We start from the raw sequence: 15,169 nt of genomic DNA, 5'->3' as shown, positions 1-15,169 counted from the left end.
CGATTCGGTCGTGCACCGAATATCGCGGGGTGGGGGGCGCATTCGAGTCCTCCGGAAATGCCACCCTCGGTATGACGACGGTATCGGTCGCCTAGGCTCGATGGCATGCAGCGCATCATCGGCATCGAGGTCGAATACGGCATCTCGACACCCACCGAGCCGTCGGCCAACCCGATCCTCACCTCCACCCAGGCGGTGCTCGCGTACGCCGCGGCCGAAGGCGTTCCCCGCGCCAAGCGGACCCGATGGGATTACGAAGTGGAATCACCGCTGCGGGACGCGCGCGGATTCGACCTCAGCCGAATGAACGGCCCCGCGCCGGTCATCGACGCCGACGAGGTCGGTGCGGCCAATATGATCCTCACCAACGGCGCACGGCTCTACGTCGATCACGCGCACCCGGAATACTCCGCCCCCGAGGTCACCGACCCGATGGACGCGGTGATCTGGGACAAGGCCGGTGAGCGGGTGATGGAGGCCGCCGCCCGCCACGCCTCCAGCGTGCCCGGCGCGCCTCGCCTGCAGCTGTACAAGAACAACGTCGACGGCAAGGGCGCCTCCTACGGCACCCACGAGAACTACCTCATGAGCCGCGACACCCCGTTCAACCAGATCATCGTCGGCCTCACCCCGTTCTTCGTCTCGCGGCAGGTGATCACGGGCTCGGGCCGGGTCGGCGTCGGGCAATCCGGCGACCACGCGGGTTTCCAGCTGTCGCAGCGCTCGGATTACATCGAGGTCGAGGTCGGACTGGAGACCACCCTCAAGCGCGGCATCATCAACACCCGCGACGAACCGCACGCCGACGCGGACAAGTACCGCAGGCTGCACGTCATCATCGGCGACGCCAATCTCGCCGAGATGTCGACCTATCTGAAGGTCGGCACCACCGCCCTCGTGCTCGATCTGATCGAGGCGGGCGAGGATCTGTCCGATCTGCAACTGGCCCGCCCGGTCACGGCCGTGCACCAGATCAGCCACGACCCGACGCTGCGCGCCGCGGTCGCGCTGGCTGATGGCCGCGAACTCACCGGCCTCGCGCTTCAGCGGCTCTACCACGAGCGGGTCGCGAAATTCATGGACCGAGACGGCAACGACGACCCGCGCGCCCGCGACATCCTCGAGAACTGGGCCATGGTGCTCGACCTGCTGGAACGCGATCCGATGGAAACCGCGAACCTGCTCGACTGGACCGCGAAACTACGGCTGCTCGAGGGCATGCGCAACCGCGAGGGCCTGGGCTGGGCCGCCCCCAAACTGCACCTGATGGATCTGCAGTATTCCGACGTGCGACTCGACAAGGGCCTCTACAACCGCCTGGTCGCCCGCGGCTCGATGAAACGCCTCGTCACCGAACAGCAGGTGCTCGACGCGATGACCAAACCCCCGACCGATACCCGCGCCTACTTCCGCGGTGAATGCCTGCGCCGCTTCGGCGCGGATATCGCCGCCGCGAGCTGGGATTCGGTGATCTTCGATCTCGGCGGCGATTCCCTGGTCCGCATCCCCACCCTGGAACCGCGACGCGGCACCAAATCGCACGTCGGCAAATTGCTCGACGGTGTGAATACGGCGGCCGAACTCGTGGAACAGCTCACGCAGTAGCAGTCGGCCGACCCGCCGCGCCGCAGCCGCGGCACAGTGTCACAGGCGGCAAACCAACACAGCCTCGGCTCGGCTGGGTAGGGTTGTTCGTACGAGCACGAACATTGCTCATGATCGGATCCGTGCTCATACTTGGGCTCCGGTCATGATGAGGACAGAGGAGGTCGGCTGCGATGGCACAAGAGCAGACCAAGCGCGCCGGGGGCGGCGACGAGGACGAGGGGCCGGAGGGCGTCGACGCGGCCGGTCAGGAACGCCGCGAAAAGCTGGCGGAGGAGACCGACGACCTGCTCGACGAGATCGATGATGTGCTCGAGGAGAACGCTGAGGACTTCGTCCGCGCGTACGTGCAGAAGGGCGGCCAGTGACAGCAGGTGATCCGATGCGTCTCCAACCGGGGCACGCACTCTCTTCCTTCACCGAACACCTGCGCACATACGCACCGGAATTGTTGCCTGGCAACAGATTCGCCGCGATAGACGGCGCCACCGGATCCACCGGCGGCGCCGCCAAGGATGTGGCCCCGCACGGGACCACCATCGTCGCGGTCAGTTTCCGTGGCGGCGTGCTGATCGCGGGCGATCGTCGCGCGACCCAGGGAAACCTGCTGGCCAGCAGGGATATGGAGAAGGTGTACATCACCGACTCCTATTCGGCGGCGGGTATCGCTGGCACCGCGGGCATGGCCGTGGAGATGGTGCGGTTGTTCGCCGTGGAGTTGGAACACTACGAGAAGATCGAGGGCATTTCGCTCACCTTCGACGGCAAGGCCAACAAGCTGTCGAAGATGGTGCGCGACAACCTTCCCGCCGCCCTGCAGGGTCTGGCGGTGGTGCCGGTGCTGGTCGGCTACGACCAGCACGCCACCGACCCGGATCGGGTCGGCCGCATCATCTCCTACGACGTGGTCGGTGGACGCAGCGAGGAGCGATTCGGCTACGCCGCGGTCGGCTCGGGTTCGATGTTCGCCAAGACGTCGCTGAAGAAGTTGTACGCCAAGGGAATCGACGAGGCACGCGCGTTGCGTATCGCCGTCGAGGCACTGTTCGACGCCGCCGATGACGACACCGCCACCGGCGGCCCGGATCTGGTACGCGGCATCTATCCGACCGCGATCCTCATCACCGAGGAGGGCGCCGAAGAGGTGGCCGCAACGCGACTGGAAGAGATCGCGCGCGGCATCGTCGCCGCCCGCGAGGCCGCGCAAGAAGGGAGTGCCCCCGCATGACGCTGCCGTACTACGCGTCGGCCGAGCAGATCATGCGCGACAAGACCGAACTCGCGCGCAAAGGTATCGCTCGTGGTCGCAGCGTCATCGTGATGGTGTACGACAAGGGTGTGCTGTTCCTCGCGGAGAATCCGTCCGCGACGTTGCACAAGGTGAGTGAGCTGTACGACCGCGTCGGGTTCGCGGCCGTCGGCAAGTACAACGAGTTCGAGAATCTGCGTCGCGGCGGCATCCTCCAGGCCGATCTGCGTGGATACCAGTACGACCGGCGTGACGTCTCCGGGCGTGCGCTGGCCAACGCCTACGCGCAGACCCTCGGTTCGATCTTCACCGATCAGCTCAAGCCGTACGAGGTCGAGATCTGCATCGCCGAGGTCGGATATCCGGAGCAGGAGCCGCAGTCGGTGCTCTACCGGATCACCTTCGACGGGTCGATCGTCGACGAACGCGAATACGTGGTGATGGGCGGAACGACCGAACCGATCCTCACGGCGTTGAAGGGTTCCTATCGACCCGGTCTCGATCTGAGCGCCGCCATCGGGATCGCGGTGAAGGCATTGCAGGCCGGGATTCCGGAGGGCACCGACAAGGACAAGCGGTCCCTCGGGGTCACCTCCCTCGAGGTGGCGACGATGGAGCAGTCGCGCCAGCGCCGCGCCTTCCGGCGGGTTCCCAACACCCAGCTCGAGCAGTTGCTGAGCGCGGGAAGCGGCACACCGGCCGCCGCGGCCGGCGCGGAGGAATCCGCGCCGGAGACGGCCGAGGGCGACACCCCGAAGCCGGAATAGGGCGGTCGCGCGAAACCCGCTCGGGCCCGCGCCCGGAATACCGCACGGCGGTTGTTCCGGACGCGGGCCCGAGTTTTTTCGGGCCCGTCGACGCGCCCGACCCCGGGGTGAATTCCGGCCGGAAATCCGCCGGTCCGGGTCTGTCGAAACGGACAAACCGACCCAAATCGTTGTGAAGACGTATGCGTCGGTGTTGTCCGCAGCCCCACGCAAGTGCTGGATATGGCTGTAATGTCGATGGTGTGCAGCGACGAATTATGGGGATCGAGACCGAGTTCGGTGTGACATGCACCTTCCACGGTCACCGTCGGCTGTCCCCCGACGAGGTAGCCCGGTACCTGTTCCGCCGGGTGGTGTCCTGGGGCCGAAGCTCTAACGTGTTCCTTCGCAATGGGGCTCGGCTGTACCTCGACGTCGGCTCGCATCCCGAGTACGCGACGGCGGAGTGCGACAGCTTGCACCAACTGGTCACCCACGATCGTGCGGGTGAGCGGGTGCTGGAGGAATTGCTGATCGACGCCGAACAGCGACTGGCCGAGGAAGGTATCGGCGGCGATATCTATCTGTTCAAGAACAACACCGATTCCGCGGGAAACTCCTACGGATGCCACGAGAATTTCCTGGTGGTGCGTGCGGGCGAGTTCTCCCGGATCTCGGATGTACTCCTGCCGTTCCTGGTCACCCGCCAATTGATCTGCGGTGCCGGCAAAGTGTTGCAGACCCCGAAAGCGGCCACCTTCTGCCTGTCGCAGCGTGCCGAGCACATTTGGGAGGGCGTCTCCTCCGCGACCACCCGCTCGCGGCCGATCATCAATACCAGGGATGAGCCGCACGCCGACGCGGAGAAATACCGCCGCCTGCATGTGATCGTCGGCGATTCGAATATGGCCGAGCCGACGACCATGCTCAAGGTGGGCACGGCGGCGCTGGTCCTGGAGATGATCGAGGCGGGCGTCTCCTTCCGCGATTTCGCCCTGGACAACCCGATCCGGGCCATCCGCGAGGTCAGTCACGACCTGAGCGGCAAGAAGCCCGTGCGGCTGGCGGGCGGACGTCAGGCCAGCGCGCTCGATATCCAGCGCGAGTACTACGCCCGCGCCGTCGAACATCTGCGCAATCGTGATCGCGATCCGCAGATCGACCAGGTCGTCGACCTGTGGGGACGCACCCTCGACGCCGTCGAGGCGCAAGATTTCGCCAAGGTCGACACCGAGATCGACTGGGTGATCAAGCGCAAGCTGTTCCAGCGGTACCAGGATCGCTACAGCATGGAACTGTCCGATCCCAAGATCGCCCAGCTGGATCTGGCCTACCACGACATCAAGCGCGGTCGCGGTGTGTTCGATCTGCTGCAACGCAAGGGTCTGGCCAAGCGGATCACCGAGGACGAGGCCGTCGACGCCGCGGTGGACACCCCGCCGCAGACCACGCGGGCCAAGCTGCGCGGTGATTTCATCACGGCCGCGCAGGAGGCGGGCCGCGATTTCACCGTCGACTGGGTGCATCTGAAGTTGAACGATCAGGCGCAGCGCACGGTGCTCTGCAAAGATCCGTTCCGATCGGTCGACGAGCGCGTCGATCGGCTGATCGCCTCGATGTAGGCGTCCGAGAAATACTCGACCGCCCGCCGTGTCACGGCGGGCGGTTTTTCGTGTGCTGTCGCTAGCGTGGGAATCATGACCGATGACGAACTCCTCAACGAATTGCTCGAGGTCGAGCGTCGTGGCTGGGACGCGCTGTGCTCGAGCACCGGCGCCGAGTTCTACGGCGCGCTCATGACAGCCGATGCGGTGATGGTGCTGGCCAACGGCATGATCCTGGATCGCGATGCGGTGGTCGCGGCGCTGCGGGACGCGCCGCCGTGGCGCACCTTCGACATCGAGGACCCGCGGGTGGTCGATGTGGGCGGTGCGGGCAAGGTTCTCGTCTACATCGGGGTCGCCTACCGCGACGGCGACGAGCCCGCTTTTCGCGGCGTGATGTCGACGACCTATGTCCGTCACGGGGATCGATGGCGGCTGGCCTGCTATCAGCAGACCGTCATTCAGGGCTGATCCGCCTACACGCGACCTATTCTTCGGCCAGGTAGCGCTCGACGGTGTCGACCTTCGTGGTCATCGCGTCGGTGACACCCGGCCTGATATCGGCCTTGAGCACCAGACTGCACCGGGGCGCGGCCGCCATCACGGCGTCGGTCGCGGCCTTGACCACCGCCATGACCTGGTCCCATTCACCTTCCAGTGTGGTGAACATCGCGTCGGTGCGGTTGGGCAGTCCGCTGGCCCTGACTACCCGCACCGCCTCGGCCACCGCGCGGCCGACGTCGACTCCGGTGCCGAGCGGAGTCACGGAAAAGGCGACGATCATTGGCTACTCCTCGATGTCGGGGGAATCAGCGTCCGTGCCGAGCGAATCGCGCGCCGCCGCGCACGGAGCGCGGAGCGCAGATTACCCTCTATCGGGTGGCGATATCCAAGGTCGAGCGGCTGATGAATCTGGTCATCGCGCTGCTGTCGACCCGGCAGTTCTTGACCGCGGAGCGGATTCGGGACAGCGTCGCGGGGTACGAGGAGTCCGCGAGCGACGAGGCGTTCAGCCGGATGTTCGAGCGGGACAAGAACGAGCTACGCGACCTGGGCATTCCGCTGGAAGTCGGTCAGGTGAGCCGATACTCGACGGTGGAGGGTTACCGGATCAACCGGGACGCCTACGAACTGCCCGATATCGATCTGTCCGATGAGGAAGCGGCCGCGGTCGCGGTCGCGGTGCAGATGTGGGAATCCCCCGAACTGGCGGCCGCGGCGGAGGGCGCACTGCTGAAATTGCGGGCGGCGGGGGTGCACGTCGAGACCGACGCGGCGGTGGCCTCGGTGCCCGCTGTTCCGGCGCGGACCCGCGGTTCGGAACCGGTGCTCGGCAAACTGCTCGCGGCGATCGACGCGGGTCGGGCGGTGCGTTTCGAACATCGCGGCGCTGTCAACGCGCCGTATCTGATGCGCGATGTGGAGCCGTGGGGTGTGGTGACCCATCACGGGCGCTGGTACCTGGTCGGACACGATCGGGACCGCGACGCCGTGCGCAGTTTCCGGCTCTCGCGTATCGGCGACGACATCACCGCCCACGGCCCGGTGAACGCGGTGCGCAAACCCGATGGTGTCGATCTGCGGTCGATCGTGGATCGCGTCACCGGCAGCGCTCCGGTCAGCGGCGCCGCGACGGTGTGGGTCGCCGAAGGGCGCGGGCGCGAGATCCGCAGACTCGGCCGGGTACTCGGGGAACGCGCCGTCGGCGACCGAGCGGGGGTGGAGGTGGAGATCCCGATTCGTTCCCGCGATTGGCTGGCGCGGCTGATCACCGGCCTCGGCCCGGATGCCCTGGTCCTCGCGCCGGCGGAGTTGCGGTCCGACGTGGTCGCCCGCCTCCGATCGGTTCTCGATCGTACGGAGGTGGCGTTGTGAGCAATACCCGGCTGTCCGTGCGACTGTCGCGACTGCTCAACATGATCCCGTACTTCATCGCCAATCCGGGGATCAGCGCCGCCGAGGCCGCCGCCGACCTCGGCGTGACGACCAAACAGCTGATGAGCGATCTCAATCAGCTGTGGATGTGCGGACTGCCCGGCTATGGTCCCGGCGATCTTATCGATCTGTCGTTCTCCGAGGAGAGTATCGAGGTCACCTTCTCGGCGGGTATCGACCGGCCGTTGCGACTGACCTCGACCGAGGCGACGGCGCTGCTGGTGGCCTTGCGCTCGATCGTCGAGATGCCGGGCATGGTGGATCCCACCGCGGCGTACGCCGCCATCGCCAAGATCGAATCGGCCATCGTGGGCGGCGGCGCGGACGCCACCGAGCCGGACGATTCCCGGATGCCGGTGGAGGCCCCCGCGGTGGCGACCGTGCGGTCCGCCCTCGCCCGCCAGCGCGCGTTGCACCTGGTCTACTACTCGGCCAGCCGCGACGTGGTCTCCGAACGGATCGTCGATCCGATCCGGATCGTGCTGGTGGACAACAACAGCTATCTGCAGGCATGGTGCAGGCAGGCCGAGGGCGTCCGGCTGTTCCGGTTCGACCGGATCGAGGCGGCCGACGAGCTCGACGAGCCCGCGTATCCGCCGAGTCATGCCGCCGAGGCGGCCGCGGCCCTCGACCTCTTCCAGGACGATCCCTCGGTGCCCTTGGCACGCCTGCGGATTCACCCCGATTACGGGTGGGTGCTCGACCAGTACCCGATGCATCGGCTGGCCGTTCATCCCGATGGCAGCCTGGAGGCCACCATGCGTTTCGCCACCCTCGACTGGATGGCGCGGCTGCTGCTCGGATTCGGTGCGGGGGTGACCGTGCTCGGCCCGCCGGAACTGATCGCCGCGGTGCGGGAACGATCCGATGCCGCGCTGGCGGTCTACGCGGAGGCCGGGTTCGAGGTCCGATGAATGTCGTGGTGCTCGGCGCCGGCAGTATCGGAATCTACGTCGGCGGGAAACTGGCCGCGGCCGGTGCGAAGGTGACGTTCGTCGGCAGGCCGAGAATGCTCGACGAGATCACCGCCTCCGGGCTGCGCCTCACCGACCTCGACGGCGGTGAGGTCACTGTCGGGCCGGGGGACTTCGAGGTGTCCACCACGCCCGAGGACCTCACGTCGGCGGATCTGGTGCTGGTCACGGTGAAATCGGCGGCGACCGCTGACGCGGTGCGGGACCTGGCACCCACGATCCGGCCGGGGACCCTTGTGCTGAGTCTGCAGAACGGGATCGGCAACGACGCCGTGATCAGGGAGATCCTGCCCACCTGCGTTGTGCTCGCGGGCATGGTGATGTTCAATGTCGTGCATCATCCCGGCGGCCGGTTCCATCGCGGCACCGAAGGCGGTATCGCGGCGCAGGACGACCCGGGATTGCGGGAGGTCGCGGAGTTCTTCGACCGCGCGGGACTCGGATTGCGCCGATATCAGGATCTGCTGCCGGTGCAGTGGGCCAAACTGTTGCTGAATCTGAACAACCCGATCAACGCGCTGTCCGGGCGTTCGCTGCGCGAGGAACTCGCCGACCGGAATTATCGCCGCTGCCTGTCGCTGGCCCAGCGTGAGGCGCTGGCCGTGATGAACAGGGCGCGAATTCATCCGGCCCGATTGACGCCGCTGCCGCCGGAGCTGATGACGCGCCTGCTGACCGTGCCGGACGGCGTCTTCCGTCGCGTCGCGGGCCGGGTGCTCGCCATCGACCCGATGGCGCGCTCGTCCATGTCCGATGATCTGGCGCTCGGGCGCAGAACCGAAATCTCTTGGCTCTGTGGCGAAATCGTCGGACTCGGCGAAATGGTCGGTATGCCGACCCCGGTCAATCAACGGCTGATCGAATTGATCGTCGCGGCCGAACAGGGCGACCGGCGCACCTGGACCGGGGCGGAATTGCTGGCCCAGCTACGGACAGCGGCCGACGCCGCGTCGACTGAATCGCAGGCCAACAGGGACTGACCGGGCCTGTGCGGGATCGGTAGTCCGGTAGCATCGGGATTACCACTTTTTTGGGAGGTATTGATGTCAGGCACGTTCAGCTGGACGCACCTGCTGATCATCGCGTTGCTGTTCGTGGTGCTCTTCGGTGCCAAGCGGCTGCCGGATGCGGCTCGTGGCCTCGGCCGGTCACTGCGCATCTTCAAGAGCGAGGTCAGCCAGATGCAGAAGGAGGACAACCCCTCCGCCGCCACGCCGACCCAGCCGCCCGCGCAGCCGCTGCCGCCCGGTCAGTCCGCGGCCGATCCCGTGCCGCCGCAGCCGCAGCAGAAGTCGGCCTGAGCGGTTCGTTTCCCTCGGGGTGAGTCCGGCTCACCCCGATCAGTGCTGTTCGGCGGACCGCGCCGCGGCACTCGATCCAGCGGCACTCGATCCAGCGGCACTCGATCCAGCGGCTTTCGACTCAGCGGCTTTCGACTCAGGGACACATCACACCCATGCGAATCCCATTCGATCCTCGGCGCAGCAGACGCAGGACGAATCCCGACGGCACCATGTCGTTGGTCGAGCATCTGCAGGAGTTACGCAGCAGGCTGCTGAAATCGCTGGCCGCCATCCTGGTGACGACCGTGATCGGGTTCCTCTGGTATTCGCATTCGTTCTTCGGTCTCGAAAGCCTCGGTGACCTGCTGACCGGGCCCTACTGTTCGCTGCCCCCGGAAGCGCGCGCCGCGCTGACCGCCGACGGGTCGTGCCGACTGCTCGCCACCGCGCCGTTCGAGCAGTTCATGCTGCGACTCAAGGTCGGCTTCACCGCCGGTGTCGTGCTTGCCGCGCCGATCTGGCTGTACCAACTGTGGGCGTTCATCACCCCCGGCCTCTACGCCAAGGAGCGCCGGTACGCCGTCGGCTTCGTCACCTCCGGTTCGGCGCTTTTCGCCACGGGCGCTGTGCTCGCCTACGTCGTCGTCGCCCACGCGCTCAGCTTCCTGCTGACCATCGGCGACAACGTCCAGATCACCGCGTTGAGCGGTTCGCAATATTTCGGATTCATCATCCAGTTGCTGATCATCTTCGGCGTCAGCTTCGAAACTCCGCTGATCATCATCGGTCTGAACCTGACCGGGGTGCTGACCTACGTCAGGCTCAAGGCGTGGCGCCGTGGCATCATCTTCGGGCTCTTCGTCTTCGCGGCGATCGTCACCCCGCAGGACCCGTTCTCGATGCTGGCGCTGTCCCTCGCGCTGACCGTGCTGTTCGAGGTCGCGGTGCAATTCGCCCGCGTCAACGACAAGCGTCGGGCTCGCAAGGACGCCGAAGCGGCACTGGACGACGAGGAGGCGTCGGTGCTCTCCGAGCCCGAGCCGATCCGGCCCGCCGAGTCGATGACCGAACCCGCGGGAAAATCCACACGACCGCTGTCGGACTACTCCGATACCCTCTGACGGTGACAGATCACCGGTCGCGGACAGGCGAGCTGGCGAAGTTCTCCGCCGAACTGAATTTCAGCCTCGACCCTTTCCAGCGCGATGCCTGTGCGGCGCTCGAGGACGGGCACGGGGTACTGGTATGCGCGCCCACCGGCGCCGGTAAGACCGTCGTCGGCGAATTCGCCGTGCATCTGGCCCTGGCGGCCGGGGGGAAATGTTTCTACACGACGCCGATCAAGGCGCTGTCGAACCAGAAGTTCGCCGATCTCACCGAACGCTACGGTCGGGCCAGCGTCGGTCTGCTCACCGGTGACCAGTCGATCAACCCGGACGCCTCCGTTGTCGTCATGACCACCGAAGTGCTGCGCAACATGCTGTACGCGTCATCGGAGGCGCTGCGCGGACTGTCCTTCGTGGTGATGGACGAGGTGCACTATCTGGCGGATCGGTTCCGCGGCGCGGTGTGGGAAGAGGTGATCCTGCATCTGCCCGCCGACGTGCGGTTGGTCAGTCTGTCCGCCACGGTGAGCAACGCCGAGGAATTCGGCGCGTGGATGGAAACCGTGCGCGGCGACACCACCGTGGTGGTGGACGAGACGCGGCCGGTGCCGCTGTGGCAGCACGTCATGGTCGGGCGGCGCATGTTCGATCTGTTCGACACCGAGTCCAGCGAGCAGAAGGTCCTCGTCGACGAGGATCTCGTGCGCTACATCAAACAGCGCGAGGCCGCCGACCGGATGAACGGCTGGAGCGGCGGCCCGCGCGGCCGAGGTGGCGGCAGGCGCGATTTCCGTCCGCTGCCGCGCCCCGAGGTGCTGGCGAAACTGGACGAGGAAGGGCTGCTGCCCGCCATCACCTTCATCTTCAGCCGGGCGGGCTGTGACGGGGCGCTGGCGCAGTGCCTGCGGTCGCGGCTCGATCTGAGCCGTGACGCCGACACCGTCGAGGTCGACGCGATCATCGATAAGCACACGGGAGATCTGCCCAAGGGCGATCTCGAGGTGCTCGGTTACTGGGAATGGCGCGAGGCGCTGCACCGCGGGCTGGCCGCGCATCACGCGGGGATGCTGCCCGCGTTCCGTCACACGGTCGAGGAACTGTTCGTGCGCGGATTGGTTCGCGCCGTCTTCGCCACCGAAACCCTCGCCCTCGGCATCAACATGCCCGCGCGCACGGTGGTGCTCGAACGCCTGGTCAAATTCAACGGCGAAACGCATGCCGAACTGACGCCGGGGGAGTACACCCAGCTCACCGGTCGCGCCGGACGGCGCGGCATCGATGTCGAAGGGCACGCGGTGGTGCTCTGGCAGCCCGAGGTCGACACGAGCGCGGTCGCGGGTCTTGCCTCCACCCGGACGTATCCGCTGCGCAGTTCCTTCAAGCCCGGCTACAACATGTCCATCAACCTGATCGACCGCATGGGCGCCGACGAGTCGCGCGCGCTGCTCGAGCGGTCCTTCGCGCAGTTCCAGGCCGACCGTTCGGTGGTCGGGCTCGTGCGCGGCATCGAACGCAACGAGATGCAGTTGCGTAAACTGCGCGGCCAGCTCGGCGACACCGAAGGCGGTTTCCTGGAATACATCTCGCTGCGCGAACGGATCAAACAGCGCGAAAGACAGCTCGAACAGCAGACCCGCTCGGATCGGCGCGGCGCGGCGGTGACCGCGCTGACGTCCTTGCGCCGCGGCGATGTCGTCGCGATTCCCTCCGGCAGGCGGGCCGGGCTCGCGGTGATCCTCGAGCCGGACGCGACACCGGGCGATCCCCGTCCGCTGGTGCTCACCGAGGACAAGTGGGCAGGACGGGTCTCGGTCGCCGACTTCCCCGTGCCCGCCGAGGCACTCGGACATATGCGGCTCCCGCGTCGCGTCGACCACAGGACCGCGCGCACCAGGCGCGATCTCGCCTCGGCGCTGCGCGACACCGGTATCTCGATCCCGGGGAGACAGCGCAGGAATAAGCGCTCCGGCGCGGCCGACGACAGGGAACTGTCCACGTTGCGTCGCAGTCTTCGTTCCCATCCAGCGCACACCCGCGCCGATCGCGAGCAGATGAGCCGGGTCGGCGAGCGCTACAACCGGCTGGCTCGCGAAACCGAAGCCATGCGCCAGAAGGTTGCCGCCACGACGAACTCCCTGGCTCGCACCTTCGATCGCATTCTCGGGCTGCTGGAGGAACGCGGTTTCGTGCACGCGGGCGAAGTGACCGCGGACGGGCGCAGGCTCGCGCGCGTCTATGCCGAGAGCGATCTGCTGGTGGCCGAATGCCTGCGACAGGGCCTGTGGCGTGGGCTCGGACCCGCCGAACTGGCGGGCGTGGTCTCCGCGCTGGTGTACGAATCGCGCCAAGAGGGCGGATACCTCGGGGCGACCGGACCGACCGAACCGATTCGGCGCGCGCTCGGCGCGACCATCGGCGTCTGGAGCCAGCTGCGCACCGACGAGGCGCGACATAAACTCGCGCCGACCAGGGAACCCGATCTGGGATTCGTCGCCGGTGTCTACAAGTGGGCCAAGGGCGATGGGTTGGCCGAGTCGTTGCTGGCCAGCGGCGACCAGGGCTCGCCGCTGTCGGCGGGCGATTTCGTCCGGTGGTGCAGGCAGGTGATCGATCTGCTCGATCAGATCCAGGGCACCGCCGATGACGTGGAAGTGGCCGCGACGGCGGCGAAGGCGGTTCGCGCCATTCGGCGGGGTGTCGTTGCGGTGGACGCCGCGTAGGCGATTCACTTGTGATTTGATTTCTTCGCGTACCGACCGTGGCGGAGGAGTTGTGCTATGCGACTACTCGCCGTCGGGGGGCTACCGTATGTATACCGATGCGAGTGGAGGCAAGCAGATGAGCGGCCCGTACGGACCGAACGACCCTGGGGAGGGACGTAACGATCCCACCCAGGTGTGGGGTGCACAGCAGCCGCAAAGCGGCGCCGCGCCGACCCAGCACTGGGGCGGTCAGAATCCAGCGCAGGCGCAGCCGACGCAGCAGTGGGGCGAGCAGCCCCAGCCGCAGCAGTGGGGGCAGCCGCAGACCGGTGCCCAGCCTCAGCAACAGTGGGGCCAGACCGGCGGTCAGCCGCAACAGCAGTGGGGACAGTCCCAGCCGCAGTGGGGTCAGCAGCCGCAGCCGCAGGATTGGAGCCAGCAGCCCCAGCAGCAATGGGGGCAGTCCCAGCCGCAGCAGCAGTGGCATCCGGGCCAGCCCACCCCGCCGTCGAGCGGCGGCAAGGGTAAAGGTCTGCTGATCGGTCTCGGCATCCTCGGTGTGCTGGTGATCGGCGCCATCGTCGCGCTGGTGGTCGTGCTGACCTCGAAGGACAAACTGGATCAGGCCGCGGTGCAGGAGGGTGTGAAGAAAGTTCTCACCGATTCCTACGGCATCCAGGATGTCGACGGCGTGTCCTGCCCGTCCGGCCAGGAGGTCAAGGTCGACGCGACCTTCGAATGCACCCTCCAGGTGAGCGGCGAGCAGAAGAAGGTCAACGTCAAGATCACCAACGAGAACGGGACCTACGAAGTCGGTCGCCCGAGCTGAGACCGACCGCTTCGCCGGATGCTCACGCGAGCAGCCGTGTCGTCGTCCCACCGAGGTGTGGCCGGGCCCGGCCGTGGTGAATTCCGCTGGGGGCGGGGGAGTTCACCCGGTCGGGCCTGTTCGCGTCATACGGACCTCGGTGCGCCCATGGCGGTGACCAGACGTGCGACCGGGCTTTCCGCGTTGTATTCGGCGGCCAACTCGCGCAGCCGATCCGGATCGGCCGGTGTCGTCGCCAAGGTGTCGGCGCGAGAGAGTTCGACGTCGGCATCGCGGACGACGCGCACCACCGGGGCCGCGGCCTTCAGATAATCGTCCGCGGCGCGCAGTTTGGCGCGTACGCCAGCGGCGAGATCGGATTCCGGATCGTCGACCGCGGCGACCAATGCCTCCAATGACCCGAAGCGGGTGATGAGCGTCGACGCGGATTTCTCGCCGATGCCCGCGACGCCGGGTAGACCGTCGGACGCGTCACCGCGCAGCGTCGCCAGGTCGGCATACGCCGGGCCCGCATTCCGCACGGGCACACCGTATTTCACGGAGACTTCGGCCGGGCCGAAGAGTTCGGCCTTGGCGAGGCCGCGTCCGGCGTACAAGACTCGCACCGGCGGCGCGGGTTCGTCGCGGACCAACTGCAACAGGTCGCGGTCACCGCTGACGACCACCACCGGATCGGTGCGTTCCCTGCTGGCGAGGGTGCCGAGCACGTCGTCGGCCTCCAGCCCCGCCGCGCCGCCGGTCGCGATGCCCGCCGCGGCGAGAACGTCGAGGATCATCTCGACCTGCGGGGTGAGCTTGTCGGGTACGTCCTCGGCGCCCTCCGCCGCCCCGGCCGAGGTGTCGAGGCGATGGGCTTTGTAGGAGGGCACCAGATCCACCCGGAACCGCGGCCGCCAATTCAGGTCGAGGCAGACCACCAGGCGGCTCGGCGAATGTCTGGTGATGAGTGCGGCGACCATATCGGTGAAACCGCGCACGGCGTTCACCGAACGCCCGTCCGGGGCGGTGATCTTGTCCGGGATGGCGTAGAACGCCCGGAACCACAGACTGGCCCCGTCGAGCAGCAACAGGGGCGCACCGGAAGTCGCAGAGGTCACGCGCCAGAGGCTACCTGCCCGCGCCGACAAGCCCGCGAC

General features: G+C 67.0%; 15 protein-coding genes. 13 read left to right on the top strand and 2 right to left on the bottom strand.

Going from position 1 to position 15,169, the window contains the following annotated elements:
- Positions 1 to 105 precede the first annotated feature (105 nt).
- The 6 genes from dop (at position 106) to ABZS43_RS20515 (ending at position 5,675) form a co-directional block, all read left to right on the top strand.
- Complete coding sequence (gene dop, locus ABZS43_RS20540) at positions 106 to 1,605, top strand: depupylase/deamidase Dop (protein WP_355037510.1); 1,500 nt, start codon at positions 106 to 108, stop codon at positions 1,603 to 1,605.
- A 173-nt stretch (positions 1,606 to 1,778) separates the two neighbouring features.
- Positions 1,779 to 1,973: a ubiquitin-like protein Pup gene (locus ABZS43_RS20535; RefSeq protein ID WP_019047503.1), complete on the top strand. Its 195-nt coding sequence runs from the start codon at positions 1,779 to 1,781 to the stop codon at positions 1,971 to 1,973.
- Between the two features lie 14 nt (positions 1,974 to 1,987).
- Complete coding sequence (prcB, locus tag ABZS43_RS20530) at positions 1,988 to 2,833, top strand: proteasome subunit beta (protein WP_355037509.1); 846 nt, start codon at positions 1,988 to 1,990, stop codon at positions 2,831 to 2,833.
- Positions 2,830 to 3,621 (top strand): proteasome subunit alpha, encoded by a 792-nt coding sequence (gene prcA / locus ABZS43_RS20525; protein WP_355037508.1) that lies wholly within the window; start codon positions 2,830 to 2,832, stop codon positions 3,619 to 3,621. The genes prcB and prcA overlap by 4 nt, the downstream gene beginning before the upstream one ends.
- Before the next feature lie 242 nt (positions 3,622 to 3,863).
- A complete protein-coding gene (pafA, locus tag ABZS43_RS20520; RefSeq protein ID WP_355037507.1) occupies positions 3,864 to 5,222 on the top strand; it encodes a Pup--protein ligase in 1,359 nt (452 codons plus the stop codon).
- Between the two features lie 75 nt (positions 5,223 to 5,297).
- Positions 5,298 to 5,675, top strand: coding sequence for a nuclear transport factor 2 family protein (locus ABZS43_RS20515; RefSeq protein ID WP_355037506.1), 378 nt, complete (start codon positions 5,298 to 5,300; stop codon positions 5,673 to 5,675).
- 16 nt (positions 5,676 to 5,691) lie between these two features.
- On the opposite strand, the gene ABZS43_RS20510 is transcribed toward ABZS43_RS20515, so the two are convergent.
- On the bottom strand, positions 5,692 to 5,988 hold the full coding sequence (locus ABZS43_RS20510; RefSeq protein ID WP_355037505.1) for an MTH1187 family thiamine-binding protein: 297 nt from the start codon (positions 5,986 to 5,988) through the stop codon (positions 5,692 to 5,694).
- A gap of 95 nt (positions 5,989 to 6,083) precedes the next feature.
- Here ABZS43_RS20510 and ABZS43_RS20505 point away from each other — a divergent pair, with 95 nt between their 5' ends.
- From ABZS43_RS20505 to ABZS43_RS20475, 7 genes are all read left to right on the top strand, one after another.
- Positions 6,084 to 7,079 (top strand): YafY family protein, encoded by a 996-nt coding sequence (locus ABZS43_RS20505; protein ID WP_355037504.1) that lies wholly within the window; start codon positions 6,084 to 6,086, stop codon positions 7,077 to 7,079.
- Entirely contained in the window at positions 7,076 to 8,053 is a 978-nt protein-coding gene (locus ABZS43_RS20500; RefSeq protein WP_355037503.1) for a YafY family protein, read from the top strand. Before ABZS43_RS20505 ends, ABZS43_RS20500 begins: the two co-directional genes overlap by 4 nt.
- Positions 8,050 to 9,093 (top strand): 2-dehydropantoate 2-reductase, encoded by a 1,044-nt coding sequence (locus ABZS43_RS20495; protein WP_355037502.1) that lies wholly within the window; start codon positions 8,050 to 8,052, stop codon positions 9,091 to 9,093. The genes ABZS43_RS20500 and ABZS43_RS20495 overlap by 4 nt, the downstream gene beginning before the upstream one ends.
- A gap of 63 nt (positions 9,094 to 9,156) precedes the next feature.
- On the top strand, positions 9,157 to 9,414 hold the full coding sequence (gene tatA / locus ABZS43_RS20490) for a Sec-independent protein translocase subunit TatA (RefSeq protein ID WP_355037501.1): 258 nt from the start codon (positions 9,157 to 9,159) through the stop codon (positions 9,412 to 9,414).
- A gap of 155 nt (positions 9,415 to 9,569) precedes the next feature.
- Positions 9,570 to 10,517: a twin-arginine translocase subunit TatC gene (gene tatC, locus ABZS43_RS20485; RefSeq protein ID WP_355037500.1), complete on the top strand. Its 948-nt coding sequence runs from the start codon at positions 9,570 to 9,572 to the stop codon at positions 10,515 to 10,517.
- Positions 10,518 to 10,519: 2 nt separating this feature from the next.
- On the top strand, positions 10,520 to 13,222 hold the full coding sequence (locus ABZS43_RS20480) for a DEAD/DEAH box helicase (protein ID WP_355037499.1): 2,703 nt from the start codon (positions 10,520 to 10,522) through the stop codon (positions 13,220 to 13,222).
- Positions 13,223 to 13,340: 118 nt separating this feature from the next.
- On the top strand, positions 13,341 to 14,033 hold the full coding sequence (locus ABZS43_RS20475; RefSeq protein ID WP_355037498.1) for a DUF4333 domain-containing protein: 693 nt from the start codon (positions 13,341 to 13,343) through the stop codon (positions 14,031 to 14,033).
- Positions 14,034 to 14,158: 125 nt separating this feature from the next.
- Here ABZS43_RS20475 and ABZS43_RS20470 read toward each other — a convergent pair whose 3' ends face one another.
- Positions 14,159 to 15,130: a 5'-3' exonuclease gene (locus tag ABZS43_RS20470; protein WP_355037497.1), complete on the bottom strand. Its 972-nt coding sequence runs from the start codon at positions 15,128 to 15,130 to the stop codon at positions 14,159 to 14,161.
- Between the last annotated feature and the right edge of the window lie 39 nt (positions 15,131 to 15,169).

The sequence above is a fragment of the Nocardia sp. NPDC005366 genome (assembly GCF_040606855.1).
In the GTDB taxonomy this organism is placed as follows: Bacteria; Actinomycetota; Actinomycetes; order Mycobacteriales; family Mycobacteriaceae; genus Nocardia.
This window is presented reverse-complemented; position numbering and strand designations above follow the sequence as displayed.